The 25,907-nt window shown below is 60.7% G+C and carries 13 protein-coding genes and 10 pseudogenes; 12 read left to right on the top strand and 11 right to left on the bottom strand.

The genetic code is table 11. The annotated features are described in order from the left end of the window. Positions 1–211 precede the first annotated feature (211 nt). A pseudogene (locus HAP41_RS06985) lies at positions 212–436 on the bottom strand (transposase); the annotation flags it as partial. Positions 437–709: 273 nt separating this feature from the next. Between HAP41_RS06985 and HAP41_RS06980 the strand changes: the two are divergent. Continuing rightward, positions 710–844: a DUF2628 domain-containing protein gene (locus HAP41_RS06980; protein ID WP_371821700.1), complete on the top strand. Its 135-nt coding sequence runs from the start codon at positions 710–712 to the stop codon at positions 842–844. Positions 845–1,172: 328 nt separating this feature from the next. Here HAP41_RS06980 and HAP41_RS06975 read toward each other — a convergent pair. After that, a pseudogene (locus HAP41_RS06975) lies at positions 1,173–2,106 on the bottom strand (class I SAM-dependent methyltransferase). Between the two features lie 580 nt (positions 2,107–2,686). On the opposite strand from HAP41_RS06975, the pseudogene tnpC reads away from it, so the two are divergent. From tnpC to HAP41_RS06955, 4 genes and pseudogenes are all read left to right on the top strand, one after another. After that, positions 2,687–3,532: pseudogene (gene tnpC, locus HAP41_RS06970) on the top strand (IS66 family transposase); the annotation flags it as partial. 163 nt (positions 3,533–3,695) lie between these two features. Next, the gene (locus HAP41_RS06965) at positions 3,696–4,556 is read left to right on the top strand and encodes a tyrosine-type recombinase/integrase (protein WP_029085027.1); all 861 of its coding nucleotides are present in this window, start codon (positions 3,696–3,698) and stop codon (positions 4,554–4,556) included. Positions 4,557–4,576: 20 nt separating this feature from the next. Next, positions 4,577–5,803 carry an IS91 family transposase gene (locus HAP41_RS06960; protein ID WP_166061603.1) on the top strand — a complete coding sequence of 409 codons (1,227 nt, stop codon included), beginning with the start codon at positions 4,577–4,579 and terminating at the stop codon, positions 5,801–5,803. A 1,504-nt stretch (positions 5,804–7,307) separates the two neighbouring features. Beyond that, positions 7,308–8,373: pseudogene (locus HAP41_RS06955) on the top strand (IS1380 family transposase); the annotation flags it as partial. Between the two features lie 466 nt (positions 8,374–8,839). On the opposite strand, the gene HAP41_RS06950 reads toward HAP41_RS06955, so the two are convergent. Both HAP41_RS06950 and HAP41_RS06945 read right to left on the bottom strand, forming a co-directional pair. Then, complete coding sequence (locus HAP41_RS06950; protein WP_224580935.1) at positions 8,840–10,663, bottom strand: hypothetical protein; 1,824 nt, start codon at positions 10,661–10,663, stop codon at positions 8,840–8,842. Between the two features lie 239 nt (positions 10,664–10,902). Continuing rightward, positions 10,903–11,147 (bottom strand): annotated as a pseudogene (locus HAP41_RS06945) (IS256 family transposase); the annotation flags it as partial. 151 nt (positions 11,148–11,298) lie between these two features. Between HAP41_RS06945 and HAP41_RS50680 the strand changes: the two are divergent. After that, positions 11,299–11,610, top strand: a complete 312-nt coding sequence (locus tag HAP41_RS50680; RefSeq protein ID WP_414643363.1) for an Arm DNA-binding domain-containing protein — start codon at positions 11,299–11,301, stop codon at positions 11,608–11,610. A 53-nt stretch (positions 11,611–11,663) separates the two neighbouring features. Continuing rightward, a pseudogene (locus HAP41_RS06940) lies at positions 11,664–11,924 on the top strand (transposase); the annotation flags it as partial. 23 nt (positions 11,925–11,947) lie between these two features. On the opposite strand, the pseudogene HAP41_RS06935 reads toward HAP41_RS06940, so the two are convergent. Then, positions 11,948–12,783 (bottom strand): annotated as a pseudogene (locus HAP41_RS06935) (IS5 family transposase). Between the two features lie 116 nt (positions 12,784–12,899). Continuing rightward, positions 12,900–13,748: pseudogene (locus tag HAP41_RS50675) on the bottom strand (transposase); the annotation flags it as partial. Between the two features lie 287 nt (positions 13,749–14,035). Between HAP41_RS50675 and HAP41_RS06925 the strand changes: the two are divergent. Beyond that, positions 14,036–14,857 (top strand): annotated as a pseudogene (locus tag HAP41_RS06925) (IS3 family transposase); the annotation flags it as partial. On the opposite strand, the gene HAP41_RS06920 reads toward HAP41_RS06925, so the two are convergent. After that, positions 14,827–16,299, bottom strand: coding sequence for a recombinase family protein (locus HAP41_RS06920; protein ID WP_224580936.1), 1,473 nt, complete (start codon positions 16,297–16,299; stop codon positions 14,827–14,829). The pseudogene HAP41_RS06925 and the gene HAP41_RS06920 overlap by 31 nt on opposite strands. Before the next feature lie 14 nt (positions 16,300–16,313). Between HAP41_RS06920 and HAP41_RS06915 the strand changes: the two genes are divergently transcribed. Next, the gene (locus HAP41_RS06915) at positions 16,314–17,588 is read left to right on the top strand and encodes an IS256 family transposase (RefSeq protein ID WP_166064748.1); all 1,275 of its coding nucleotides are present in this window, start codon (positions 16,314–16,316) and stop codon (positions 17,586–17,588) included. On the opposite strand, the gene HAP41_RS06910 is transcribed toward HAP41_RS06915, so the two are convergent. Both HAP41_RS06910 and HAP41_RS06905 read right to left on the bottom strand, forming a co-directional pair. Next, on the bottom strand, positions 17,572–18,333 hold the full coding sequence (locus tag HAP41_RS06910) for a recombinase family protein (RefSeq protein WP_166104045.1): 762 nt from the start codon (positions 18,331–18,333) through the stop codon (positions 17,572–17,574). The genes HAP41_RS06915 and HAP41_RS06910 overlap by 17 nt on opposite strands. After that, on the bottom strand, positions 18,323–18,493 hold the full coding sequence (locus HAP41_RS06905; RefSeq protein WP_206706209.1) for a hypothetical protein: 171 nt from the start codon (positions 18,491–18,493) through the stop codon (positions 18,323–18,325). Before HAP41_RS06905 ends, HAP41_RS06910 begins: the two co-directional genes overlap by 11 nt. Positions 18,494–19,665: 1,172 nt before the next feature. Between HAP41_RS06905 and HAP41_RS06900 the strand changes: the two genes are divergently transcribed. From HAP41_RS06900 to HAP41_RS06890, 3 genes are all read left to right on the top strand, one after another. Further along, the gene (locus HAP41_RS06900) at positions 19,666–19,914 is read left to right on the top strand and encodes a hypothetical protein (RefSeq protein WP_166104048.1); all 249 of its coding nucleotides are present in this window, start codon (positions 19,666–19,668) and stop codon (positions 19,912–19,914) included. A 903-nt stretch (positions 19,915–20,817) separates the two neighbouring features. Beyond that, a complete protein-coding gene (locus HAP41_RS06895) occupies positions 20,818–20,988 on the top strand; it encodes a hypothetical protein (RefSeq protein ID WP_206706209.1) in 171 nt (56 codons plus the stop codon). Continuing rightward, the gene (locus HAP41_RS06890; protein WP_166065785.1) at positions 20,978–23,047 is read left to right on the top strand and encodes a recombinase family protein; all 2,070 of its coding nucleotides are present in this window, start codon (positions 20,978–20,980) and stop codon (positions 23,045–23,047) included. Before HAP41_RS06895 ends, HAP41_RS06890 begins: the two co-directional genes overlap by 11 nt. On the opposite strand, the pseudogene HAP41_RS06885 reads toward HAP41_RS06890, so the two are convergent. Together HAP41_RS06885 and HAP41_RS06880 are read right to left on the bottom strand one after the other, a co-directional pair. Then, positions 23,017–24,121, bottom strand: a pseudogene (locus tag HAP41_RS06885) (IS3 family transposase). The gene HAP41_RS06890 and the pseudogene HAP41_RS06885 overlap by 31 nt on opposite strands. Positions 24,122–24,221: 100 nt before the next feature. Continuing rightward, positions 24,222–24,677, bottom strand: coding sequence for a hypothetical protein (locus HAP41_RS06880; RefSeq protein WP_166104051.1), 456 nt, complete (start codon positions 24,675–24,677; stop codon positions 24,222–24,224). Positions 24,678–25,907 lie beyond the last annotated feature (1,230 nt).

Below are 25,907 nucleotides of genomic sequence, written 5' to 3'. Positions count from 1 at the left end.
GGCTCGAATTTGACACGCTGGGAATCAGCAACAAACTACCCTTTAGCCCGTCCTATTCGTGAGAGTGCGTTTTTTTTGGTCCCATTGATGTGGCCGCACATCTGCTGACGAGGCGCGCGGGATTGCCTTCGGCTTTTCACCGCCTGACGACCGGTACTTTGCAACGCGCTTGAGGTGTAGGTTGGGCGAACGGGGGCGGACGCCTCGCCGGTCAAGGACCGAGCGGCAGCAGCGCGCCTGGCAAGCCGCGGATCAGGTCGGCTTCGGGACATGCCGCGGCAAACGCAAGGCGAATGCGGCTCGTGGTCTCGACGACACGGGCAGCGAGTTTCAAGAGACGAAGACGCAGCGTCGCGAACTCGGCTGTCGCCAATTCCCGGGCTTTGGGAATCGCGTCGCGCACGGTCAGCATCAGCCAATAAGCGGCGGTGTCGAGTGCCGACAGAATCGGAGCGCCCCCCTCCTGTCGTCAGGCGGGTCCGATGCGAGACCCGCTCGGGTATTCGACCTCAGACCTCAAGACGGCGTCTTCCTGCAGGCTCGCATGGAAGACCACAGCGAATGCATGCTGGCGTCTCAACCAAGGGGCAGCTCGGCGGCTGATCTCCGGGTGCATGATCCGGAAAAGGTCGTGCCGGTTTTCCGGAAGATCATGCTGTAAGTAAGAGTCCATCCTCGGCGGAGCGTTCGAAGCCGGTCTATACAGTGCATGCCCCCGCGGCCAACGGCGCGGCTCTTGCGGCGGCCGACAAATTCGTCTTCGTACGCGACCGGCTTCCATTTCTGGGCCGCGATTGCGGGCGTGATCTGGCTGGCCTGGAACAGGCTCTGGCTGGCGCGCTAATCGGCTGGCTCGTGCTGACCTTTGCTATCGATTTCGCCCTAGCCTTGGCGTCGGCCGCAGTGCGAACTTCTTCGCTTGCCGCACTTCGAACGATACGTTGGAAACGGCAATACGCCGCACTCGATCGTAGAAATCTGACGCAGCGGCGACCTCGATCATACGGCACGGCAACACATGGATTCGCAATCGGCGAAGTAGTCATAACCAAGGCTTCTCTGTAAGACTACCGACCTGATAGAAAGTAATCATTCAGGAAGTCAGGGTATGATCCACTTCGGTGTACAGTTCCTTGGGGCATACCCACAACTATCCTCGGAAAAGGAACCCGTCACGGCTCCAACGCAACCTGCAAGCCCGCGTTGCCTCCAATATGCACATAACGGGGCCCGATAGGCCGACCCCTGCCGCTGGCGACGGTGACAATGTTTTCGAGAGGGGTGGCGCGAGCATCCATCTCAGGGCGGGACAAGAGCAAATCGGCGTGAAACAGCCCTTCCGACTCAAGACCGGTAGTATCGACGCCAAGAGCCGCCAAGGTGGCCAAACAACTTTCAAACTCTTCAGCATCGCGAAAGCGACGCTGGATAAATGTCGCGCCGGTAAGACGTTCCGTTACAAGGCCACGCTTCGCGAGCGTTGCAGCAAAGAGAATCAAATGGGAACATTCGTAGCACGAATGAGATAATCCATGGACGCTTCTCTGTCGCATCGAGAATTTTGCTGAACGTCTTCTCGGTAACGTAGCCGATGCACCCCGTCGACATGATAACGTCAGTGGGGCGGATGATGTGCGCGCTGTCCGTCGATAGCGTCTCCTTTTCAAGATCAGCGACAATACCCTGCTCAAGGAGACCGACACCTGTTGCATAGCTGATCGCCGGTGCCGATACATCGAGACCGATAAATCGTGCCAGTCCGACATCCGGCCAAGACGCATAGAAACTGCGATCAAGACGCACCAGTGTATCAGAGCTGATTGCCCTCATCTCGCGCCGAGCGTAGCGATGACGCAAGCCCCCGAACGTCAGTGGAAACCGATGCACAGCAGCGTTGATGCCGTATGAACAGCCAATGTCAAGCACGGTCGGCTTAACGCCAGTTGCCGATGCGTTCGCCGCGAGAATCTGGCGCACAACCGGCTCAGCCACGTCCGGGATCATATAATCCAGGTCTCCCAGCACGGTGAAATATGCCCTGGGATCATCCGAAGCATAAATATCATCGAAGACAGCCTTAGACCGATTGATGCGCGGAAAATCTATTAGCAACCCGATGCCTCCTATTCATTTTGCAAACCAGCCGACGGCTGTGCCTTCAAGCGACTCGGTGCCTTGTCGCAGAGATTGGCCGACGCATAAACCCCATCGTTCGTTTTTTTCAATCGCGCTTCATGAAGTAGAGGGGCTGAGAGTACGTATGAGACGATGGAGCAACGCTGTCGATCGACAGCGATCGCGATGACCACACGTTGATGGCACGATGATGGCCGGAGTGAGCACAGAGCGATGCGCTCCGTCGTTCGATCCTGTCGATTGCCATCGTCTCGATCGTTGGGTATAGGCAAGCGCCGAATAAGGTGAGAATGGCGCACATTTCGTATAGCGTGTTCCAAGCGCCGTGCTCATTGTCAGCCCGATAGGCGGCAGCCATCACATCGTAATCGATCGCTTCACTACCGTTTCCTTGGACGGCGATTTAAAATGCGAGGACTTTAGCTTCCTCATTCGCGTACCTTTTATGTTGAGAGAGCTGATGCATGAGGTGGCCACCAAATGTGAGGTGGACACTACGTGATGGAAGAAGGACAGAAGCTGCGGGTGACGGTTGTGCACCCGAGCGTGCCAGGCCCTCATCCACGGCGACGAAACAACGGTTCAGGTATTGAAGGAAAAGGACAAGGAAGCCTCCAGCACCTCGTACATGTGGGCCTATTGCAGCGGCGAGGACAGTGAGCAGCCGATTGTGCTGTTCGATTATCAGCCTGGTCGTGGGCAGGAACACCCGCAGACCTTCCTTGGCGACTACCGCGGCATCTTGATGAGTGACGGTTACTCGGCCTGGCGCACGTTGAAAGGCGCCACGCATATCGGATGCGTGGCCCACGCCAGGCGGCGCTTTGTCGACGCCCTCAAAGCGAGGAAGAAACCCGGCGGGCTGCCGGCGCAAGCCCTCAAGTTCTTCGACCAACTCTACCGGATTGAAAGACAGGTGCGTGAAGAAAAACCGGATGACGGCGAAACGCGGGCCAATTACAGGCGCCGCTTCCGCCAGCAACACAGCATTCCTGTCCTGAACACTCTCAAGGCATGGCTCGAAGCAATCGCCGCAAAGGTCGTGCCCGACACCAAGCTCGGCGATGCTGTCTCCTATACGCTCAATCAGTGGGAATATCTGACGCGCTACAACGAGGACGGCGAGATGCCGATCCACAACAACCTTCTTGAGCGCGACATCAGAATCTTCGCCTGTGGCAGGAAAAATTGGCTCTTCAGCGATACCGTTGATGGAGCCAGCGCCAGTGCCGTTGTCTATAGCCTGGTGCTGACCTGTCGCGCCTGTAGCGTTGAGCCCTTCGCATGGTTGCGACATGTCCTCACCGAATTGCCCCAGCGCCGCGACGACGACGATATTGAAGATCTACTCCCTCTCAACTTCCCCAAAAGCCGCAGCGCCGAAAACCCGGCCTGATATAACATAATCTCTCGTCCAGCAGCGAATCCACTGGCTCTCGTAGGGGCCGACTGATTGAACGAAGCCGCTGCCGCGGCGTAGGGGGCAAGGTGGCATAGATCGCCTCCTGGCTGAGAGGATGTGGGTGTTGGAGCCCACCCCCTCAGACAGGAGTATCGAGATGGCCGATTTGAGCCCTCTTCGCCGCCGCATGATCGAAGACATGACCGTCCGCAATCTGTCGCCGGCGACGCAAAGATCCTACATCAGCGCGGTTTCGAAGTTCAGCCGCTATTTTGGCCGATCGCCTGACCGGTTAGAGCTGGAAGACGTCCGCGCCTTCCAGGTGCATTTGGTCTCGACCGGCATCTCATGGCCGGCGCTGAACCAGATCGTCTGTGCGCTACGGTTTTTCTACGGCGTCACGCTCGGCGAGGCGCTCATCCCAGAGCGCATTCCCTATGCGCGAGAACCGCGCAAGCTGCCGGTCGTTCTCAGCGCCGACGAAGTGGTTCAGTTTCTTGAAGCGGTATCGAGCCTGAAGAGCCGCGCCGCGCTCACCACCGCCTATGCGGCCGGGCTCAGGGCCTCGGAGGTTGCGGGACTGCGGATCGAAGACATCGACAGCGCCCGCGGCGTCATCCAGGTGCGCCACGGCAAGGGCGCGAAGGATCGCAACGTGATGCTGTCGCCCCAGCTGCTGGGCATCCTGCGCACCTACTGGCGGCTCGCCCGGCCGCGGCTTTATCTGTTCCCTGGTCGTGACGAAGATCATCCGATCGATCAGACCGTGCTGCATGCCGCCTGCCGGTCGGCGGTGAAGGCTGCGGGCCTGACCAAGCGCGTCACGCTGCACACGCTGCGCCACAGCTTCGCGACACATCTTCTCGAGAACGGAACCGATATCCGGATCATCCAGGTCTTGCTCGGGCACAATAATTTGTCGTCGACAGCGCGCTACACGCAGGTCGCCACCGATACGATCCGAGCGACGCAGAGCCCGCTCGATCGCCTGTCGCTGGAGGTGACGCCACCTGGATGACCCGCAGCGGGATGCGGGTCATGACCCGCTCCGACATCCGCTCCAACAGGCCCGCCATCGAGATTGCCGATATTCTGCGCCGGCATGGCGACGCCTATCGCCGTGTACATGCCGGTCATCTGGGGCGGGTCGAGCGGCGCGTGATGAGCGCGATCGTTGCGTGCCGGACCGAGGCGCTCGGCGGCCACATGCAGGCTTGCGACGACTGCGGCACGACACGCGTTGCCTATAATTCCTGCCGCAATCGGCACTGTCCGAAGTGTCAGGGGAGAGCCCGAGCCGCGTGGCTCGCCGCGCGTCAAGCCGACCTGCTTCCGGTTCCCTATTTCCACGTCGTCTTTACACTTCCCGCACCGATCGCCGCGATCGCTTTCCAGAACAAGGCCGTCGTCTATGCCATCCTGTTCAAGGCTGCCGCCGAGGCGATGACGACGCTCGCCGCCAATCCACGCCGGCTCGGCGGTGCGATCGGCGGCGTCGCCGTCCTCCACACCTGGGGACAGACGCTGATGCATCATCCCCACGTCCATTGCGTCGTTCCGGGTGGCGGCCTCTCGCCCGATGGCGCGCGCTGGACCGCTTGCCGACCGAACTTCTTCCTGGCCGTCAAACCGTTGTCCAGACTATTTCGCACACTTTTTCTCAAACGTCTGTCGGCAGCCTTCAACTCCGGTGCCTTGCGTTTCTTCGGCGATCTCGGAGCTCTGGCCGAGCCGGCTGCCTTTGCGGCCCACCTCGACGCCATGCGACGCATCAACTGGGTTGCTTACGCCAAGCGGCCCTTCGGCGGACCCGCACAGGTCCTGGCCTATCTCGGCCGCTACACCCATCGCGTCGCGATCGCCAACAGCCGGCTCGTCGCACTCGACGACGATCATGTCGCCTTCTCATGGAAGGACTATCGCCAAAACAGCGCGACAAAGATCATGAATCTCAAGCCCGATGAGTTCATTCGCCGTTTCCTGCTTCATACGCCGCCTGACGGCTTCCACCGCATCCGCCACTTCGGCTTCATGGCCAACCGCCATCGCGCTGCCAAGCTCGCCCTTTGCCGCGAACTTCTCGATCATGAGCGAACAGCCCCAAACGATGGCCAGCCGTCGCCTGTGGATTCGGAGGCTCAAACCTGGGCCGAGGTTCCTGCCTGTCCCGATTGTGGTGGCGTCATGCGCATCATTGAGCGCTTTCGACATAGCTTCAGACGCCCCAGCCCTCGAACATCACCGTTCCGATGCGACACATCGTGAGCCAAGTCATGTCGTGCACGACGATCATCATTCGTCATTTCGCTCCCAGCGTCTCGATCATCGCGGACGATGTCGAATCCGTGCTGTCACACTGCGCGACAACAACCGTCCGATGCAGCAAAAGGCCTATCGCGATCTCAGGCGAAGCGCGTCTGATCTCAACTCTTCCAGGATGCGCACTCCTGTGTCTCTGCCTCACGCGCCGAGCCAGCAGATCGGGCATGGCGATCTCGAACAATCCCCATAGCTGCAAAACCGCGAATAGCCTCCCGCGCCTTCGTTCAATCCGGCTTCAATGAGGTCGCGTCATAAGCGCCTGCCGCGCCCTCGCGTGAGCGCGACCTCACAGAACCCTCCAGATTCTACGCGAGATTCAATGTGACGAGAAAGTCGCGCTTACGCCGCAACCACCTAGCCGGGCAATTCCGCATTGTGCTGCGCCACCGCCTTCTTATCAGCGCTACAGTTTTCGCTATCCTCGCCCCGAATGCAACCTGTTCCCCGTAAGCGGCAAGCTGAGGCGTCAGGCGGGTGGTTCCTCGCATAAGCGCGGTCGATTTCGCTGCTCGGCCAGCCGTTGGATACGTGGAAGTTGTTAGGCGTGCCAGGCGAACGGATCGCCATAAACCTTCGTATCGTTCCGAGCCTTCCTTGAGTTGCCTAACGCTTACCAAGGTCCAATTGAAGCGCTGATGGCGATCCTCTTAGCTGCATATGTCGCTGGCCGTGGCGGACATCTCATTCGACTTCGCCGGCGACGTCAACGATAGTCAGTCAGGAGGTCGCGGATTCTGTTTTTCGTCGGAATGGCAGCCTTTGCCGAGGCGTGGGTAGAGACACTGATGGAACCTTTCGAGCTTGCATGGTGCGAATTTGAATACCAACGGGCTCTCAGATGCCTCGAAGAGAGGGAGAACAGGGCAGGCTAAAGGCTCGTCCGGTTGGCGTTGTCAAGGCCGTATGGTTTCGCTGGACATCGCAGGGGGCTCCGCGACGGCGCCGGGAGGCTTTCTCCCAGCCTTCAACCCGTCACGAAAAGGCCCATCCGCGCCCACACTCTCGGAGCGTTGTGGGATGCCCCCGCAGAAGGGGCGTGCCGGTGACTGGAGCGCCGGTCAAGGGAAAGGCCTACCCCTCGATCGCCTACCTCAAAGGCGCTGCCGACATGGTTCCAATTATCATGCCATGAATCCAAATATCATGAGGCATAGTTCCAATTTTCTGGGCCTCGGAATCGGCATGTACCAGCGGTTGGTACATCAAAGAATCACTAGCGATTCTGGCGACTCAAGTTTTCGGCTCAGTGCACCGCAAAAGATGTGGGTAATCGTAAAACGACGAAGGCCGCCTGATCAACGCATGCGCGCGGGCACGGCGAGCTCTATGATAGCGTGTGAAGGTCAGGCAGCCTGCTGATCGCCGGGCTTGTCGGCTTGGTGCTGGAGCTTCCATTCCTAGGGCAGCAGTTCGTGCAGACGCGATGCGGAAGGTCGGCGATGTGGGCGAGGACGCCGACGACCTCGATCATCCGCGGTCCGATCCCGCATTCAAGCTGGCCTGCGGACGGCTGCCGGACACGGGTCGCGATCTGTGTTCCCAACCGACGCTGTCGCGGCTGGAGAATGCTCCGCGCCTTCGACGCATGGATGGATAGCTACCCGCGCGAGCCGGCATCCGTCACGCTCGACATCGATGATACCTGCGATGTCGTCCACGGCCATCAGCAGCTCTCGCTGTTCAACGCTCATTATGACGAACGCTGCTTCCTGCCGATCTACGTCTACGACACGGAGAAGAGCCGGCCCGTGGCGGTCGTGCTGCGGCCCGGCAAGACGCCGGGCGGCGTCGAGGTGCGTGCCCATCTGCGCCGCCTGATACGGCATATCCGGACGCGGTGGCACAACACGCGAATTACGTTCCGTGGCGACGGGCGCTATGCCCGGCCGGAGGCAATGGCGTGGTGCGAGACCAACGGCATCGACTACATCTTCGGTCTGTCCGGCACCAAGCCGCTCGCCAGAAAAGTCGACGAGGCCGCCGACGGCATCCGCACGCGACGCGCCATCGAGAACCTGCCGGTTCTGCGTGGCTATACCGAGACGCGCCACAAGGCAAAGTCCTGGGATCGCGAACGACGTACCGTCGCCCGTATTGAGGCGACGATGCTCGGCCTCGACATCCGTTTCGTCGTCACCAGCCTCGATGTCGGCTCGGCCGAGTGGATCTACGACAGCCTGTATTGCGCGCGCGGCCAAGCCGAGAATCTGATCAAGCTGCATAAGACGCAGCTCGCCTCCGATCGCACCAGCTGCCGTTCGGCGCTCGCCAATCAAGTCCGCCTCGTTCTCGACACCGCCGCTTATTGGCTGATGCTGACCGTGCGCGACGCGATTCCCAAAGCCCGGGAATTGGCCACAGCCGAGTTCGCGACGCTGCGTCTTCGTCTCTTGAAACTCGCTGCCCGTGTCGTCGAGACCACGAGCCGCATTCGCCTTGCGTTTGCCGCGGCATGTCCCGAAGCCGACCTGATCCGCGGCTTGCCAGGCGCGCTGCTGCCGCTCGGTCCTTGACCGGCGAGGCGTCCGCCCCCGTTCGCCCAACCTACACCTCAAGCGCGTTGCAAAGTACCGGTCGTCAGGCGATGAAAAGCCGAAGGCAATCCCGCGCGCCTCGTCAGAGCAGATGTGCGGCCACATCAATCGGACCCAAAAAAACGCACTCTCACGAATAGGACGGGCTAAGCACCACACCGCGCAAGGCGGCCTACGCTGGAGCGATACCACGCTCGCGTCGGATTTGACGGCGCGCCGACTGGAAGTGATCCCGAAACGGGACGCCGCCTTTGGTTCCCCGGGGACGATGCGACCGGGAAGCCGCTTTGAGAGGACGGAGACTGGCGAGGGGGATGGTCATCCAGATGATCCAGCACTTGCCCTAGCTCCCTCCTGAGAGCTCTGCTCTGCATCGAATGCGACATCCCCCTGGACCAAAGCGGACGGGGCGAGGTGATCATCTCACCCTTCCTGCTCTGCGGATTCATCGTCGCCAAAGCTCCCCTGAAGAGAATAGCTCTGGATTGAAAGTAAACTCTTCTGGATCAATTGAGAACGAAGGCGCGGGGTGGTTGTCCCGTCGTCCGTGAAGCTCCTCATGGAGGTCCTTTTCCAGTCGCTGAAGCTCCTCTGGAGCGACGGAGACTGGCGAAGGAATGGGTTGATCATCCAGATGATCCAGCACTCGCCGAAGCTGCTCCGGAGTAAGCTGCTCTGGATCGAGCGCGACCTGCCTCTGGACGAAAACCGACGGGTGAGCCGATTGATCATCACGCCCTCCCTCAAGCTCCGAGGCGGATTCATCACCAAGCAGTCGCCAAAGCTCCCCTGGGGCGAACAGCTCTGGATTGAAAGTGAACTCTTCAGGATCAACTGAGAACGAAGGCGCGGGATGGTTGTCCCGTCGTCCGTGAAGCTCCTCATGGAGGTCCTTTTCCAGTCGCTGAAGCTCCTCTGGAACGACGGAGAGTGGCGAAGGAATGCGTTTATCATCCAGATGATCCAGCACTCGCCGAAGCTGCTCCTGAGGAAGCTGCTCTGGATCAAATGCGGCGAGCTCTTGGCCGAAAACCGACGGCGCGGGTTGATCATCCTGTTGTTCCTGCAGCTCTTCTAGCCGACTATCAGCTTCGTGCGGCGCGTTGCGCTGCGCGGCGGCATCGTCGAGGCGCCTCGGACCAACCAGTGCCGTGCTTTCGGGATTAGTGAGGACCACGTTCGGGGGAGGAGGATTGTGGTTGGCGCGAGCGCGCCCTGGGCGTACGATCGGCGCACCAGTTGACCGAAGGGTGCGGAGATGCCCTAATGCTGCAAGGAGTTTCTTCTTCGTACCCTCTCCGGCGAACTCGTGTATGTCACCGCCGTCGCTCAGCGACTTGCTGTCCATCCGAGCAACGATGCTCGGTCTGTTTTTTGCGAACAGCCAACGGCTAAAGCCAAGAAGACAGCTTACATATTGCTTCGCCGCGGCGGAGGTCATCCCGCCTTCGATGAGGGCGTCCTTAAGCCTCAAGATATCTGGAGCATCCTCCGGATAAAGAGGCTGCTCGTCCCTCTGCCCGACAATTCCCGTTGACTCAGCCGGCTGCAGCGCCGAGGCCGCTGGCATTGCTCCACCCCCCTCTCCTGAAGTCGCGATCTCGGTCGGCTGCCGCTCAATTACAACCGTTTGCGAGTTATTTAGCTTCCTCGGCCTCTTCGCTGCTCTCGACTGAGCTGCCTCCTGCTCAAAGTTGATGAGGACCTCCTCGCTTGGCAGGACGTTGCTCCTGGCGAGTGCAACCATCGGCTCGTCCCAGAACGGCTGGCCTTCGCTAGACGCGTCTTTCGCTGAGGGGATCGTGCGCGGCCGCCCGCGAGAAACGATATGGCCGGAATCGTGATACGCGCGAAGGACGCCCACCCCTGTCTTCATGTTTACGTCTCTCGGAAAGTAGCTATTTACGTGATCGAGCAGGGACCGGTGGTCCCTTAGATCAGTCGTTTGGCCACGAGCGCGGAGATCATTCCCCAATCGACGAAGTGCCTGAGTATAAAACTTAATCGTGCTCGGTTGTGGATTTTTCTGAGTCGCATACTGAGTAATCGCCCTATCGATAATGTCCCGGTCTTCTTCAGACAGATGGGGGTAAAACTGGTTGTCTCGTCCCTCACTGGCGACGGGAGCAGAATCGGTCTGGTTTGCCTCGGCCAAGTGTTGCTCAAAGCCGTCTTGCCCGGCCTGGTCCGTCTGGGGCTCTTCCGAGACAGCGTGCTCCACCTGTAACCAAGCCGGTAGATTAAATGGGTCAAAATTTTGACGGTCCACGCTAACCTCATGTCTGATCACCTTGAGCAGGCCTCCTACTCGAGCAAGCTTTCGAGAACCTGACATGGCCAAAGGGCCGTAGCCGAGCCGGACAATGCAGTTATCTGCCGCGTGCGCGTCGTTGGTGAGGAAACATCTCACCGCAGCCTTGATGTTCAGTAAGTTCTGAGGGTTTCGGGCGCCACGCTAGCAGAAGCCCGCAATGAGCTATCGCCAATTTTTGGAGACGACCGGGCCGGTCAGGCGGCGGCGGTTGCGGGCTGACGGTCGGTCGGCTTGGCGATGACCTCGATCTCGTCGTTGAATGTCACACCGAGAACGAGTTTTGGCAACTGGTTGTGTCCGTCGAGCCGTCGCCAGCTTTTCTGTGCGCCCTCAAGCAATTTGAAGAAGCTAGCGCGGTCGTGTTGGACAGGCAGCCCTTCGATCGGATCGTGTGGTGGCGCACGGTGGCGAAGGTGCTTTCAATGGGATTGGTCCCCCGACCCCAGGATTATGATTCCTAATTTTCGCATCTACATCCTAAAACATACTGCGCCATAGCGACCGCTACCTTTTTTAATTCTATTGAAGAATTACCGCCTTGGTGCATCATAGATTGCCGCTCCATTCCCCTCGTTGGTAATGGCTAGCCGATGGCTAAGATGGCGTTTTCTGATGTTGGCCTCCGGAGCATATCGCCGCCTCCCAAGGGCCAGATTTGCTATTGGGACGATAAGCTTCCGAGCTTTGGCTTTCGTGTGTCGCAGGGCGGCTCCAAGACATTCGTCCTCAACCGCAAGAACTCGCTCATTACGATCGGCCGTTTCCCCACGATTTCCCTCTCCCAAGCTCGGACGGAAGCCAAGCGGCTGCTTGCAGAGTTCACGCTTGGGAAGGTGCGCCCGCAGTCGATCACGTACTCAGAGTCAACAGAGCCGGCCCCGGAATTCTGCACAGGGCGATAAGTGGAGTTTCTGCCTGACAGCGGGCACGCTGTGCCTGCGAATCAGGAGCGACAATGAGCAGAAGAACACGCCGGAACCACACACCGGCCTTCAAGGCGAAGGTGGCGCTCGCCGCCGTGAAGGGCGATCGAACGCTGGCTCAGCTTGCCGAGCAGTTCGACGTCCACCCCAATCAGATCACGGCGTGGAAGGCTCAGCTTGAAAGCAAGGCCGCCGATGCGTTCGGTCCCGGCGGCGGCTCCGGAGCGGAACAAGCAGCCATCGATGTGAAGTCGCTGCACGCCAAGATCGGCGAACTGACGCTGGAGAACGATTCCTAAGAGTCTGTCCGGAAAGATTACCTTGGATTGCATAGCTTTCGCAGCATGAGTCGGATGGAGGCCAGCTTGAGAAAGGCGAGCGCCCTGTGATTGAAGCATTCCCAATCTTTGGACAGTCTTCGGCATCGCCCGAGCCAGGCAAAGGTACGCTCGACGATCCAGCGTTTGGGCAAGACGACGAAACGGTGAGCCTGATCGGAGCGTTTGACGATTTCGAGGTTCACGCGCTTCAGAGCGCTACGCAGCCCCTTCTGGAAATGTGGCCCTTGATATCCGCCGTCGGCGTAGAGCTTCAGAAGAAAGGGATAGAGGCCGAACAACGTTGCCATCAGGAGCACGCCGCCGTCGCGATCCTGGATGTCCGCCGCATGCACGATGGCGTGCATCAAGAGGCCTTGCGTGTCGACGAGAATGTGCCGCTTCTTGCCCTTGATCTTCTTGCCCGCGTCGTAGCCATGGAGATCATGAGGCCCCCTTTTTCAGCGCTTTTCACGCTCTGGCTATCGATGATGGCGGCGGTGGGAGAAGCCTCGCGCTCGGCCCTTTCGCGACATTCGACATAGAGGGCGTGATGAATTTTATCGAGCGTGCCGTTCCAGCTCCACAGATCGAAGTAGCCATACAGCGTCGAGCGCGGCGGCAGGTCCTTGGGGATCGCGCGCCACTGGCAACCTGTGCTCAGGATGTACATCAGCCCGTTGGCAATCTCGCGCAGGTCCACCGTACGCTTGTTGCCGCCGCGCTTGGCCGGCGGGATGCGAGGCGCGATCAGCGCCCACTCCTCGTCGGTCAAGTCGCTCGGATAGCGCAGGCGGCTGCGGTCGTAGCGTGCACGGTTCTCGGTAGTCCACATTGGCGGCGCGTCCCCATCGAATCAGGCCGCTCACCTTGAATCACAACCGATTCATTCGACTCAACATGTTTTGGAACAGACACTAAGAAACGGCAGCATCTACTTTTCGGCTCCAAGGGATGGAGAACAAAGCCGAATGGCTTGGCACGCCAATGCAAATTGTTGACCACTCGCGTCCGGTAACGCGTCTCGTAGGACGAGGCCTTGGGATCGACATAGTCCATTCCGTATCGCACAGCATTGTAGAACAGAACTGCGATCTTCCGGGCCGTGGCGGTCACGGCCTTGGCCCTGCCGATGCGCACTGAGAGCCGTCTATAAAAGGCGCCGAGCGCAGTGTCTGTACGCCCCACGGTCACGGCAGCAAGGCGCAGAAGTGCCGCCGCTCGGCCGCCGGATCGGCGCGTTCGGGACGAGAGCATTTTGCCGCCGGCGCCAGTCCCAGCCAGGAGGTAAAATGCTTTGCACTTGGCCACGAGGAGAGGTCGTCGCCGCATTCAGCGATCAGCTTCAGCGAGAGGTAAAGGACCGAGGCCGTCGATCGCGGTGAGGTCCTTTCCGAGCAACGCGAACAGCGCCTCGCGGACGTCGAAAGCTGGAGCGTTCGCCTGATCGGTTCGATTCCGACGCCGCGAGACCTGCGGCGCTGATCCGTGGCCATGACCGCGATGGAAGCTCAGTTCCTTCAACACGGCTTCAATTCGGGCGTCGCAGGCAGATGCCTTCTCGTGGTAGGCGTCGTAAAGCGCAAGTGCCTGCTCGAGCGCAAACAGATGCTCGGCGCGGTAGCTTCCGGTGAGCACCTTCGCGATCGTCTCGGCGCTGGAGCGGCAACTATAATGGCGCAAGCACGCCAGCGCCTCAGGATCGCGCTCGCCGGCAAGGATCGCTCGTATGATACGCAGGCCGGTCACGCCGGTGATGTCGGTGACGACGTGGTGCAGCTGAAGATTCATCTCCATCAAACCGGCAGCAGCTCAGTTCCTCGACTTCGATCTTTTGGGGTTCATCTCTAATCCTCCTGCTGACGGCGGCGGAAGGCTGGGCTGCGCTATCCGTCAGATTCCTAAACGGGATCGCCGGATGGCGTCACCACTCTCAAGTGCGCGACAACCCATGGACCAGGTTTTTTAACGGGGTCACGTGCCACCAAAATCGTATCGGCCGCTCCCTCCCGGTCGGCAATCTAGCGCCGGTCCGTTTCTATCCCACAGGGGGAGCGCAGCGCCGCGCATAGCTTTTTAGAAGGAGCGGCGGGATTGCTGAGCGCAAAGCGATGATCGACCGTGAGCACGAGCTGTCGATCACCAGGCAAGCGGAGGCTTTGAACATCGGCCGCGGCAGCGTGTACTACCTGCCGCGGCCGGTGCCGGACGCCGACCTTGCGATCATGCAGCGCCTCGACCGGCTGCATCTGGAGTTCCCTTTTGCCGGCTCTCGCATGTTGCGAGGGCTGCTGGCTGCCGATGGGTGCAAGATCGGCCGTCGGCATGTGAAGACGTTGATGCGGCGGATGGGGATAGAAGCGCTCTATCGCCGTCCACGCACGACAAAGCCCGAGCCGGGCCACAAGATCTACCCGTACCTGCTGCGCGGAATGGAGATCACGCGGCCGAACCAGGTGTGGGCGATGGACATCACCTACATCCCGATGGCCCGCGGCTTCGTTTATCTGGCGGTTGTGCTCGACTGGTTCAGCTGCCGCGTGCTGTCGTGGCGCGTATCGATCACCATGGAGGCGACGTCCTGTGTCGAGACGCTTCAGGATGCCCTGGCTCGTCACGGCAAGCCGGACGTCTTCAATACGGATCAGGGCTCGCAGTTCACCGGACAGGCCTTTACCGGCGTGCTCGCCGACAACGGCATTGCGATCAGCATGGACGGCAAGGGAGCCTGGCGAGACAACGTGTTTGTCGAACGGCTGTGGCGCAGCGTCAAGTACGAGGAGGTTTATCTGCGGGCCTACGAGAACGTCAGCGAAGCTCGTGCCTCGATCGGCCGATACCTCGACTTCTACAACCGCGCATCAGAACACCCATCTGTCTATGTTGTTGAAGAGAAGAGAGTTTGCTGATCGGGATGCGATCCTGTGGGGTATCTTGGGTTCTGTCGCGCTCCTTCGGCGATAGATTGAGCGGCAGCTGTTATCAGCGAGGCGCGAGCAAAGATCCACGGGCCGTCCGATAGCGGATGGATGGCTGCGATCTCGCCGGCTTCAGCGGCGAGCCGGAGCGTCTTGGGCGCGACCTTCAGGAGCTTTGCGGCGTTGCTAAGGTTGAGCCAGGGTTCGATCCCGTCATCGGCGGGCTTGAACACCGGGAGGTGGTAGCTCGAGCGCATTGATGTGACGCGCTCGCGGGTCCAGCGATTGCCGTTGCCCGTCTTGAGGCCGTTTCGGTTGAGGAGGCCGGCAATCAGATCGTCGCTGGCGATCAGCACCAGTTGACGCACGGCTTGGATAATATCGGCGGAAGTGCTGTTGCGCTGTCCGCGCCGGCGCTTGGGCAAGCGCAACTCGCTGTGAGCGCCACCCACCCAGTGGACGATGAGAACGATCTCGGACGCCGCGTCGTCTATATCGGCCACGACCTCATGGACGAGGGTGCGTACAATGCGCTTCTTGAGACGAGCATCCGTCGTCGGCGCATCCCAGACCGTTTTGAGGTTCGAGGCCAGTACGCCGAGCGAAGCTGGATCAGCAATGGGTGCGGGCGTCGCCGCATCATGCATGGCGATCTTGCCCTCGACCTCCGCCGCGTGAGCGAGTGCCCTGTTCCAGCGCGCTTCCAGCTCACTCGCCACCAACCGGTTCGCGGGGTCAGCGGCATCGTATTGCCGGAAAGCCCGGTCGGCGGCATAGCGCGCCGCTTCCAGATCGCGACTGAGCGCATCGCGCACCTGATCCCGCCGTTCCCTGGCTCCTTCGGCGGCAGCGGTTGCAGCGGCGATAGCGCCCGGACCGACGACGCCAAGCAGTGCGTCCTCGATTGCATCATCGACACGCAATCCGCCGAAGGCGATGCAGTGGGCCCCGCCATTGTCCATCCAGGCGCGGCTGCAGCTGTAGCGCGGGATATGGTTTTCCATGCCGGAGTACCGGAGTGTGAGCTTGCGGCCGCAGCGCTTGCACCGGATCAGACCGGCCAGCAGCGCGTCCCCATGCTTGGGTGCGCCGTGATGCCGACCGGTGGGAACGTTGCTGCTGACCATGGTGCGGATCGCCTCGAACCTCTCCCAGCTCACATACCCGTCGTGGGTGTTGGGCATCAGCGCCAGCCATTCGTTCCGCGTCTTGCGGCGGATCTTCACGCTCACGCCCCCGGCGCTGTATCCCGCCGCCACAGCCGTCTTACCATAGGCATAGGCGCCGCCGTAGACCGGGTTCTCAATGATCCGGTGGATGGCGGAGTAACTCGGTCGCCGCCAGGCTGGGGGATGTCCCGGGTTCTGTTGAATTTCTGAAGAGGTCGGCGTTGCCCACCTTGAGCCGGTAGGCTCGGGGTGCTGATTCCACAAAGGAGAGCAACGCCATGACGAGAGATATCACACCGGCTGGTTGGCCGGCGACCGGGGCTGTGGAGAAATCATTTGCGGAAGTGCGAGCGAGCTTCGATCGGTTCTGCCTTGCGGCAGGAATCGAGGCGCTCGGCACGATGATGGAGGCGGATGTGACAGCGGCCTGCGGGCCGCGCCACGGTCGTGATGCGGCGCGGCGGGCGCACCGTTGGGGCCGAACGCGGGGGCGGATCGGTTTCCACGGCGGCAAGATCGAGGTCGATCGCCCGCGGGTCCGGGGCATGGACGGCCGCGAGGTCACGATCCCGAGCTGGGAAACGGCGGCGCAGGAGGACTGGCTCGGTCGCTGGGCGATGAACCTGATGCTGATCAATGTGTCGACGCGCCGGTTCGGCCGCGCCGTCCGGCTGCCCGAGGGTGACGTGCCGGCACCGCCCGGATCGGGGATTTCGAAGTCGGCGGCCTCGCGGAGGTTCGTGGCTCTGTCGGCGGCGCGGCTGGCCGACTTCATGGCTGCCGATCTGTCCGCGCTCGACCTTCTGGTGGTCCAAATCGACGGGCTGCATCTCGACGACGATCTCGTGCTGGTGGCCGCGATCGGGGTTGACGGCGAAGGCAACAAGCATCCGCTGGCGCTGGTGGAAGGGGCGACCGAGAATGCAGCAACGGTTCAGGCCCTGCTGGACAACCTGGTCTCGCGCGGGCTCGACCCGACGGTGCCAAGACTGTTCATCGCCGACGGCGCGAAGGCGTTGTCGAAGGCGATCCGCCGCACCTTCGGTTCGGCCGCTGCGATCCAGCGCTGCCAGATCCACAAGGCGCGCAACATCATGGAACGCCTGCCGAAAGAGCATCATGCGGCCACCCGCCGGGTGCTGCGCCAGGCCTGGGAGCTCGATGACGCCGACAAGGCTGAAAAATTGATCCGCAATCTCGCGCGTCGACTCGACCAGCAATGGCCCGGCGTTGCGGCCAGTATCCTCGAAGGCCTCGACGAAATCCTGACTGTCGTCCGGTTGAAGTTGCCGAAGGAGCTTCGCCGATCGCTCGCCTGTACCAATATCGCCGAGAACATGATGGGCACCATTCGCCGCGTCACGCGCAACGTTAAACGCTGGCGGGATGCCGGTATGGCCTTGCGATGGGTCGCGGCCGGTATGATCGAGGCCAACAAGGGCTTCCGACGATTGAAGGCGCATAAGCAATTGTCGGTTCTGCGTGCGGCCCTTCAAGCTCACCACGATCGCATGACAATCAAGTCCGTTGCCCACGTCACGAGGGCTGCGTAATATTCATTCCGGCAACGTCGACCCGACGTAGTTCAACAGCGATCGGGACATCCCCCCAGGCTGTGTCGCCGTTGGACTGCTTCACTGGTAGATCGAGATTGTACTCGTGGAGCCAGCAGAGCGCCTGTCGCGCGCTGCCCAGTTCCTCGACCTTGTCGAACACCAGCTTGATCGCTTCCTGGACACGCCGATCCGGATCTTTCTCATAACGGTCGCCGGCCTTCACGAAACCGACGGGCGCCGCCACAACCAACTCGCCCCGGCGCGCCTTCTCGTAGCGGGCCGAGAGCGAGCGTTGGCGCAACAAATCCAGTTCGTACTCGTTGAGGCTGCCCTTGAGCCCGAGTAGCAGGCGATCGTTGCCGTGCCTCGGTGCATAGATCGTCTCCTGATCGACCAGAACGGTATCGACCACGCGGCACATCTCGATGAGTTGCTGCCAATCCCGGCTGTTGCGGGCGAAGCGCGAGACCTCGCGGGCGCAAACCGCACCAACCTTACCGAGGCAAACCTCCGCTACCATTCGCTCGAAACCGGCGCGTTGCACGCCGCCGGCGGCTGAACGACCGAGATCATCATCGATCACTTCGATCTCTGACCACCCGAGTGCCGTCAGCCGGTCCCGCATGGCGTATTGCAATGCGCTGCTCTCGCGATTGTGCAACACCTGATGTGCTGAGGATTGGCGCACGTAAAGAATCGCCTTACGCTCCAGATGATGAGGCCTGACCTTGTCAGAGATCATGATCGACCCCCTTCGCGGGCGGCGTCGCTGTCATCGCAGCATGGTCGAGGATCAACTGCGTCATCAGGCTTGTGAGGGCCGCCCGGGCTTCCGCCGGCAACTCCGGCCATGCTGGCGCGCGGATGGCGCCGTTCGGCAGGCCGCTCCCGAACAGATCCATCTGTTGCTGCGGCCGCGGTTGTCGATTGTGTCGGTATCCGCTCCCTGGCATTGCCGTCTGCCGTGACATGGGTCTCTCCCCGATTCTGGTCGTGAGAGGCTCTGGATGCGCTAGAAAGCAGGGCAGCTGATGGCGTTCGATCCATCAACACCAGATCGAGAAGCGCAGAAAGCGCTGCAAGTGCGGTTATGCTGACAAATGGCCGAGCTGCCAAAAGCTCCGCCTCAGGGCATGCCGTCCGGTCGAACATCCATGCTGGAACCTCCAGCCAACGATCTGCTTGCGATCCATCCAGTGTGCAGCGGAAGGCGACATCGCCAGCCTTGTCGACGGCCCCATGAACGCAAACTCGGCAACCAAACCAAGGATGATATCGATAAAGAACCACGCGAAGAGCGGTCCTGTGGGCGTTCTCAAACCTCGTTGTACAACACGACCCGCAGGCACTCGACCATCGGCTATCTCAGCCCGGTTGAGTTCGAGCGCAAGGTGGGATTAGCTTAACCGGGTGTCCATCAAACCGGCAGCAGCTCAGACGGCCACCTCATTGCATAAATATTACGACCGCGGCGATGGCGAGCGAGGTTAGTCCTATCAAAATGACGTATGCGATATACGGAAGGTCGCCACGCACTACACAGCTCCAGCACTTGACGGAGCCTGCACTCCGAGACGCGGCACACCAGCACAGGCCGGCACGCGTTCCGCACCCTGACACGGCAACCCGAGCCCTACACCTACTTGTCTGCATAGGTGCCAACCTGACGGCGACGCCATTAGACGTTAGCACGCGCTCAACCTGCGGAGTATCTCGTTGACGCATCGCGGGGAGAAGGTCCGTCCTCCCGCAACCGAATCCCAATAGGGATCGGGCTGGAAGCCAGCTATTCAATTGAACCACCATTTGGTGCAGCACCCTTCGATTGTACGGACGCAATGGCACCTCTCAATCAGACGAGCGAGTATGAAGTTCTGAGTGCCCGAGATTGTTATAGGTTGCTTGCTTACGGTCGCCACTTTCGCGGTGGGTATGGCCTTCCTACTCGGTCGCAAACTATGGGAAGCTCCCTGCCGTCATCGAAGCTATGCAAGTAAGCCTGAGCGTGCACGCAGAGCCGCCAGCTCCGGTCAACTACGACCACAACCATCCCCCTGCGAGCTCTGCTGTCCTCATGCCTGGCGAGCCCCGCAATGATCTGGATGACGGACTTGCGTGGAATGAAGTGGAGCTTGACGACTACGAAGGTGACCGCCCCGATTTCGGCGACATGCATCTTTTCTTCTTCGGGTATCGCGGCACGTTCACAATCGGCCACACTCCCGAGCGTGCTGGCGATACGATCACCGAACACGCCCGCTCGTCGAGTTTAACGGTGGCTGCGAACACACAGTCAAACCTGATGAGTAAGGAAGCGGGATGACAAAACACGGTTCGATCATTGAAGAGTTGCAGCGAGAGCGAGCGAACATTGATCAGCTTTTGGCAGATCTTGAGGTCGCCAAGTCCGCGTCCATGCGGTGGACGGCTCCGAGGCCGTTGACACAGCCGAATATGTGGATGGCCTCAGGCAAGCCTGCTCAACAAAGCAATTGCGGGCTAAAGAACATGGATACCTGAAGTTAGTTATCCACGACGGCCGGGCCGCCGTCACGCAAGATGTGCCGGTATCCTTGATTAGTCATCCACTTGGTCCGGGCGATATACGTCTCATACGCTCGGCGGGCGCGCTGCGGCTCGCGTTTAGGATTGATGCGCAATACTCTCCGCTACCTCTCGCCAGTCTGCGCACTCTGCGTCTGATCTTCCCCCGAGAAAGTGGACTGGTTTAGGCGGCTTTTGGCTCCATTTCGATCGGGGCGATATATCCCACGGCGGAATGGAGCCTTGTTCGGTTGTACAACGAGGTTTGAGAACGCCCACAGGACCGCTCTTCGCGTGGTTCTTTATCGATATCATCCTTGGTTTGGTTGCCGAGTTTGCGTTCATGGGGCCGTCGACAAGGCTGGCGATGTCGCCTTCCGCTGCACACTGGATGGATCGCAAGCAGATCGTTGGCTGGAGGTTCCAGCATGGATGTTCGACCGGACGGCATGCCCTGAGGCGGAGCTTTTGGCAGCTCGGCCATTTGTCAGCATAACCGCACTTGCAGCGCTTTCTGCGCTTCTCGATCTGGTGTTGATGGATCGAACGCCATCAGCTGCCCTGCTTTCTAGCGCATCCAGAGCCTCTCACGACCAGAATCGGGGAGAGACCCATGTCACGGCAGACGGCAATGCCAGGGAGCGGATACCGACACAATCGACAACCGCGGCCGCAGCAACAGATGGATCTGTTCGGGAGCGGCCTGCCGAACGGCGCCATCCGCGCGCCAGCATGGCCGGAGTTGCCGGCGGAAGCCCGGGCGGCCCTCACAAGCCTGATGACGCAGTTGATCCTCGACCATGCTGCGATGACAGCGACGCCGCCCGCGAAGGGGGTCGATCATGATCTCTGACAAGGTCAGGCCTCATCATCTGGAGCGTAAGGCGATTCTTTACGTGCGCCAATCCTCAGCACATCAGGTGTTGCACAATCGCGAGAGCAGCGCATTGCAATACGCCATGCGGGACCGGCTGACGGCACTCGGGTGGTCAGAGATCGAAGTGATCGATGATGATCTCGGTCGTTCAGCCGCCGGCGGCGTGCAACGCGCCGGTTTCGAGCGAATGGTAGCGGAGGTTTGCCTCGGTAAGGTTGGTGCGGTTTGCGCCCGCGAGGTCTCGCGCTTCGCCCGCAACAGCCGGGATTGGCAGCAACTCATCGAGATGTGCCGCGTGGTCGATACCGTTCTGGTCGATCAGGAGACGATCTATGCACCGAGGCACGGCAACGATCGCCTGCTACTCGGGCTCAAGGGCAGCCTCAACGAGTACGAACTGGATTTGTTGCGCCAACGCTCGCTCTCGGCCCGCTACGAGAAGGCGCGCCGGGGCGAGTTGGTTGTGGCGGCGCCCGTCGGTTTCGTGAAGGCCGGCGACCGTTATGAGAAAGATCCGGATCGGCGTGTCCAGGAAGCGATCAAGCTGGTGTTCGACAAGGTCGAGGAACTGGGCAGCGCGCGACAGGCGCTCTGCTGGCTCCACGAGTACAATCTCGATCTACCAGTGAAGCAGTCCAACGGCGACACAGCCTGGCGGCGACCGAGTTACTCCGCCATCCACCGGATCATTGAGAACCCGGTCTACGGCGGCGCCTATGCCTATGGTAAGACGGCTGTGGCGGCGGGATACAGCGCCGGGGGCGTGAGCGTGAAGATCCGCCGCAAGACGCGGAACGAATGGCTGGCGCTGATGCCCAACACCCACGACGGGTATGTGAGCTGGGAGAGGTTCGAGGCGATCCGCACCATGGTCAGCAGCAACGTTCCCACCGGTCGGCATCACGGCGCACCCAAGCATGGGGACGCGCTGCTGGCCGGTCTGATCCGGTGCAAGCGCTGCGGCCGCAAGCTCACACTCCGGTACTCCGGCATGGAAAACCATATCCCGCGCTACAGCTGCAGCCGCGCCTGGATGGACAATGGCGGGGCCCACTGCATCGCCTTCGGCGGATTGCGTGTCGATGATGCAATCGAGGACGCACTGCTTGGCGTCGTCGGTCCGGGCGCTATCGCCGCTGCAACCGCTGCCGCCGAAGGAGCCAGGGAACGGCGGGATCAGGTGCGCGATGCGCTCAGTCGCGATCTGGAAGCGGCGCGCTATGCCGCCGACCGGGCTTTCCGGCAATACGATGCCGCTGACCCCGCGAACCGGTTGGTGGCGAGTGAGCTGGAAGCGCGCTGGAACAGGGCACTCGCTCACGCGGCGGAGGTCGAGGGCAAGATCGCCATGCATGATGCGGCGACGCCCGCACCCATTGCTGATCCAGCTTCGCTCGGCGTACTGGCCTCGAACCTCAAAACGGTCTGGGATGCGCCGACGACGGATGCTCGTCTCAAGAAGCGCATTGTACGCACCCTCGTCCATGAGGTCGTGGCCGATATAGACGACGCGGCGTCCGAGATCGTTCTCATCGTCCACTGGGTGGGTGGCGCTCACAGCGAGTTGCGCTTGCCCAAGCGCCGGCGCGGACAGCGCAACAGCACTTCCGCCGATATTATCCAAGCCGTGCGTCAACTGGTGCTGATCGCCAGCGACGATCTGATTGCCGGCCTCCTCAACCGAAACGGCCTCAAGACGGGCAACGGCAATCGCTGGACCCGCGAGCGCGTCACATCAATGCGCTCGAGCTACCACCTCCCGGTATTCAAGCCCGCCGATGACGGGATCGAACCCTGGCTCAACCTTAGCAACGCCGCAAAGCTCCTGAAGATCGCGCCCAAGACGCTCCGGCTGGCCGCTGAAGCCGGCGAAATCGAAGCCTTCCATCCGCTGTCGGACGGCCCGTGGATCTTCGCCCGCGCCTCGCTGATAACAACTGCCGCTCAATCTATCGCCGAACGAGCGCGACAGAACCCAAGATACCCCACGGGATCGCATCCCAATCAGCAAAGTCTCTTCTCTTCAACAACATAGACAGATGGGTGTTCTGATGCGCGGTTGTAAAATCGTTCGATGTAGTCGAACACATCGGCGCGTGCCTCATCTCTGGTTCGATAAATCTTGTTGGCCGTACGCTCGGTCTTGAGCGAGGAGAAGAAGCTCTCCAGCTCATGCTGCAAACGATGCCGTGGTCGGCCATCAGGCGCTGGAACTGCTCGCTGGTGTACTGGCTGCCCTGGTCGGAGTGATGCAACAGTGCATCCGGCTTGCCGCGCCGCCAGACGGCCATCAACAATGCGTCCGTCACGAGCTGTGCCGTCATGGCGGCACTCATCGACCAGCCCACCACGCGGCGTGAGAACAGGTCGATCACCGCTGCGACATAGAGCCAGCCTTCGGCCGTCCAGAGATAGGTGAAGTCGGCGATCCACTTCTGGTTCGGCCGCTCGGCGGCGAACTGCCGGTCAAGGAGGTTCGCCGGTACGGTCTCGAGCTGTCGATCGCCGCTGTCCTTCGGCAAGCGCCGACGTCGCGGCCGCGCCCGCAAGCCTTGCAGGCGCATCAGCCGCTCAATCCGGTGCAGGCCGCAATCCGCCCCGTCGGCGAGCAGGTCACGCCACACCCGGCGTGCGCCATAGGTGCGGTCGCTGGCGGCGAAGCTGGCCTTGACCTTGCCGCCGAGCTCCTCGTCGCTGCGGGATCTGGTGCTGGGAGAGCGATTCAGCCAGGCATGGAAGCCCGACCGCGACACTCCCAGCGCATCGCATAGCCATGCCACCGGCCAGATCGTCCGGTGCTTCGCGACGAAGGCGAACTTCATGTCGCTTCCTTCGCGAAGTAGGCTGCGGCCTTTTTTAGGATATCCCGCTCGGCCTTCAGCTTGGCGACCTCACGGCGCAGCCGCTCGATCTCCTGCTGCTCCGGCTTCATCTGCCCGTGGCCGGGAAAGGCTTGCGCCGGGTCGGAGCCCAACTCCTTCACCCATTTGCGGAGAACATTCTCATGAACATCCAGGTCACGGCCGGCTTGCGCCACCGACACCCCACGGTCCCGCACCAGCTTGACCGCCTCGACCTTGAACTCGCGGCTGAACTTCCGTCTTTTCATCGCCACCTCCGGCTTCATGAAACACCTAATCTCGGTGTCCATCAAACCGGCAGCAGCTCAGTCCTCGTGTTCAGCCGCGGTGTCCGATGCCTCGGGATCTTCAGAGGTTCGGCAGCTCAGGGCCCACGGAGCTCAACAAGATGGATGGTTGGATAGTAACAGCGGCAAGGAAGATGGCGACGATGACGAAGAATTCGGGCACATAACTTGCGTGGGGGCCGTCGCCGATCCGGCGGAAGTGGTGAGGATGACCATCGCGGAATGCGGCGCAAAGGCCGCAATGCTCAACTGCCCAATCGAAGAGGAGCAGTTGCGAAGACTTGGCGTGAAGCCCGGCGAGCTTCTCATCGTGCACGATGACGAGATCAGTCCGACTATTTCGCACGCTCGTCGTCATTAACGCGGCACGTCTGATGTCGCTCAGTTGCGTCCGGTTCGTGACATTGTCGTCCGGAAAGCACCGCTCGCGCGAGTAGTTAGTCTGCACAAGGTATGAAAGCGCGCCGTTTGCCTCTCTGCGCAATGTGGCCGTCTGGCCCATTGATTGCTGAGCCAAGTATGGCTTGGTCGCTTATTGATTGAGGGCCAAGTCCTCACACCGTAACTCGTGCGGGCGGTCGTCAGCACCGCCCGCACGCTTTTCATGGTGGTGCGCACTATTTCGCCTCTCTTGCATCTTGAATGGCCCGCGAGTTGCTGAGAGCCAATTGGGCTTGGCTCCTCATAATTCGCGCGACCTCTATGAGATGGCCAAGTCTGCGCAGGGGGGCTCTCCTCCGTGCATCTTTTCATGCCATCGGAGGCACGGTGTGGAGATCATGCATGCCTGCGTTCGACGCAGCTGTTCGCTCTGCCGATCCCGACAAGCTCGCCGCACTGCGGGAGGCCGTGACGCGTTCGCGAAGGCGAGCACAGAACTCTTACGTAAACACCCGCTTACGCTCTTTAGGCTGCTTACGATCATTTCCGTTGCGGCGCATGAGGAGCATGGACTATGAGCATCAAGCTAGCTTCTCGAAGTTACACTATTCTCATCGCAGACGCAGCTGTATCGGTCGTTGAGGTGGTTTGCGCAGCATGGCGCGGACAACATGCTTTCTCGGACAGCAGCGCGAGCAGCCTGCGGATCTGCGTGTGAAAGCGTGTCCCTTGTTCCCTTACGTTTATCTAGCACGCGGACTGCTGAGCTATGTATAGCTTGGTCGCTTACTGAATCTCTTGAGGGCCAAGCATCATGCGTAACGCAACTCGTGCGGGCGGTCTCTCAGCTACCGCCCGCGCGGTTCCATCGTGGCGCTAGCCGCCATGCTCTGTCGAGGTCAGGCTACGACGGGCGAAAAGACTGGCACCGCTTATCTCTACACTTGAAGTTCGTGACCGTCTGGCACGCGAGTTGCTGAGAGCCTTTTGGCTTGGCTGTTTATTTCACGCAACCCCAGCAGCCAAGCTTGGCGTAGCAAACTTCGCGCGGGCGGCTCCTCCAGACGCCCGCGCCTCTTTTCCTGGGTTCTACCGGTCTTCTGCAACAGGCTCGCTGGGGAGATAGTTCACATGAGTCGTGAAGAGGCTTTGGAAGGCGCCATCGCGGCGCTCGGAGATTGGTCCGGGGGAACGACCGAAACGAGCGTAGTTCTCGCGACGATTGCGCAGCTCACGGCGACTGGGCCGCCCCCTAGCCGGCCTCAAAACCAAAAGCTCGTTTCCCCGACTGACACTCACGATGGCTTTGTGGAGCGTGCTGTAATGGACCGGCTCAAATTCATACCGGCCTTCGAGGCCGCTATTC

This window comes from Bradyrhizobium barranii subsp. apii, assembly GCF_011516635.5.
GTDB classification, from domain to species: Bacteria; Pseudomonadota; Alphaproteobacteria; order Rhizobiales; family Xanthobacteraceae; genus Bradyrhizobium; species Bradyrhizobium barranii.
Note: the sequence above shows the minus strand (reverse complement) of the source record. Positions and strands in the feature narration are given on the sequence as shown.

Excerpts from the sequence above, each read along its gene's own strand:
- HAP41_RS06890 (WP_166065785.1), top strand. The coding sequence starts at position 20,978 with ATGATCTCTGACAAGGTCAGGCCTCATCATCTGGAGCGTAAGGCGATT.
- HAP41_RS06905 (WP_206706209.1), bottom strand. The coding sequence starts at position 18,493 with ATGGATCTGTTCGGGAGCGGCCTGCCGAACGGCGCCATCCGCGCGCCA.
- HAP41_RS06895 (WP_206706209.1), top strand. The coding sequence starts at position 20,818 with ATGGATCTGTTCGGGAGCGGCCTGCCGAACGGCGCCATCCGCGCGCCA.
- HAP41_RS06960 (WP_166061603.1), top strand. The coding sequence starts at position 4,577 with ATGACCCGCTCCGACATCCGCTCCAACAGGCCCGCCATCGAGATTGCC.
- HAP41_RS06980 (WP_371821700.1), top strand. The coding sequence starts at position 710 with ATGCCCCCGCGGCCAACGGCGCGGCTCTTGCGGCGGCCGACAAATTCG.
- HAP41_RS50680 (WP_414643363.1), top strand. The coding sequence starts at position 11,299 with ATGGCTAAGATGGCGTTTTCTGATGTTGGCCTCCGGAGCATATCGCCG.
- HAP41_RS06910 (WP_166104045.1), bottom strand. The coding sequence starts at position 18,333 with ATGATCTCTGACAAGGTCAGGCCTCATCATCTGGAGCGTAAGGCGATT.
- HAP41_RS06915 (WP_166064748.1), top strand. The coding sequence starts at position 16,314 with ATGACGAGAGATATCACACCGGCTGGTTGGCCGGCGACCGGGGCTGTG.
- HAP41_RS06900 (WP_166104048.1), top strand. The coding sequence starts at position 19,666 with ATGCCTGGCGAGCCCCGCAATGATCTGGATGACGGACTTGCGTGGAAT.
- HAP41_RS06965 (WP_029085027.1), top strand. The coding sequence starts at position 3,696 with ATGGCCGATTTGAGCCCTCTTCGCCGCCGCATGATCGAAGACATGACC.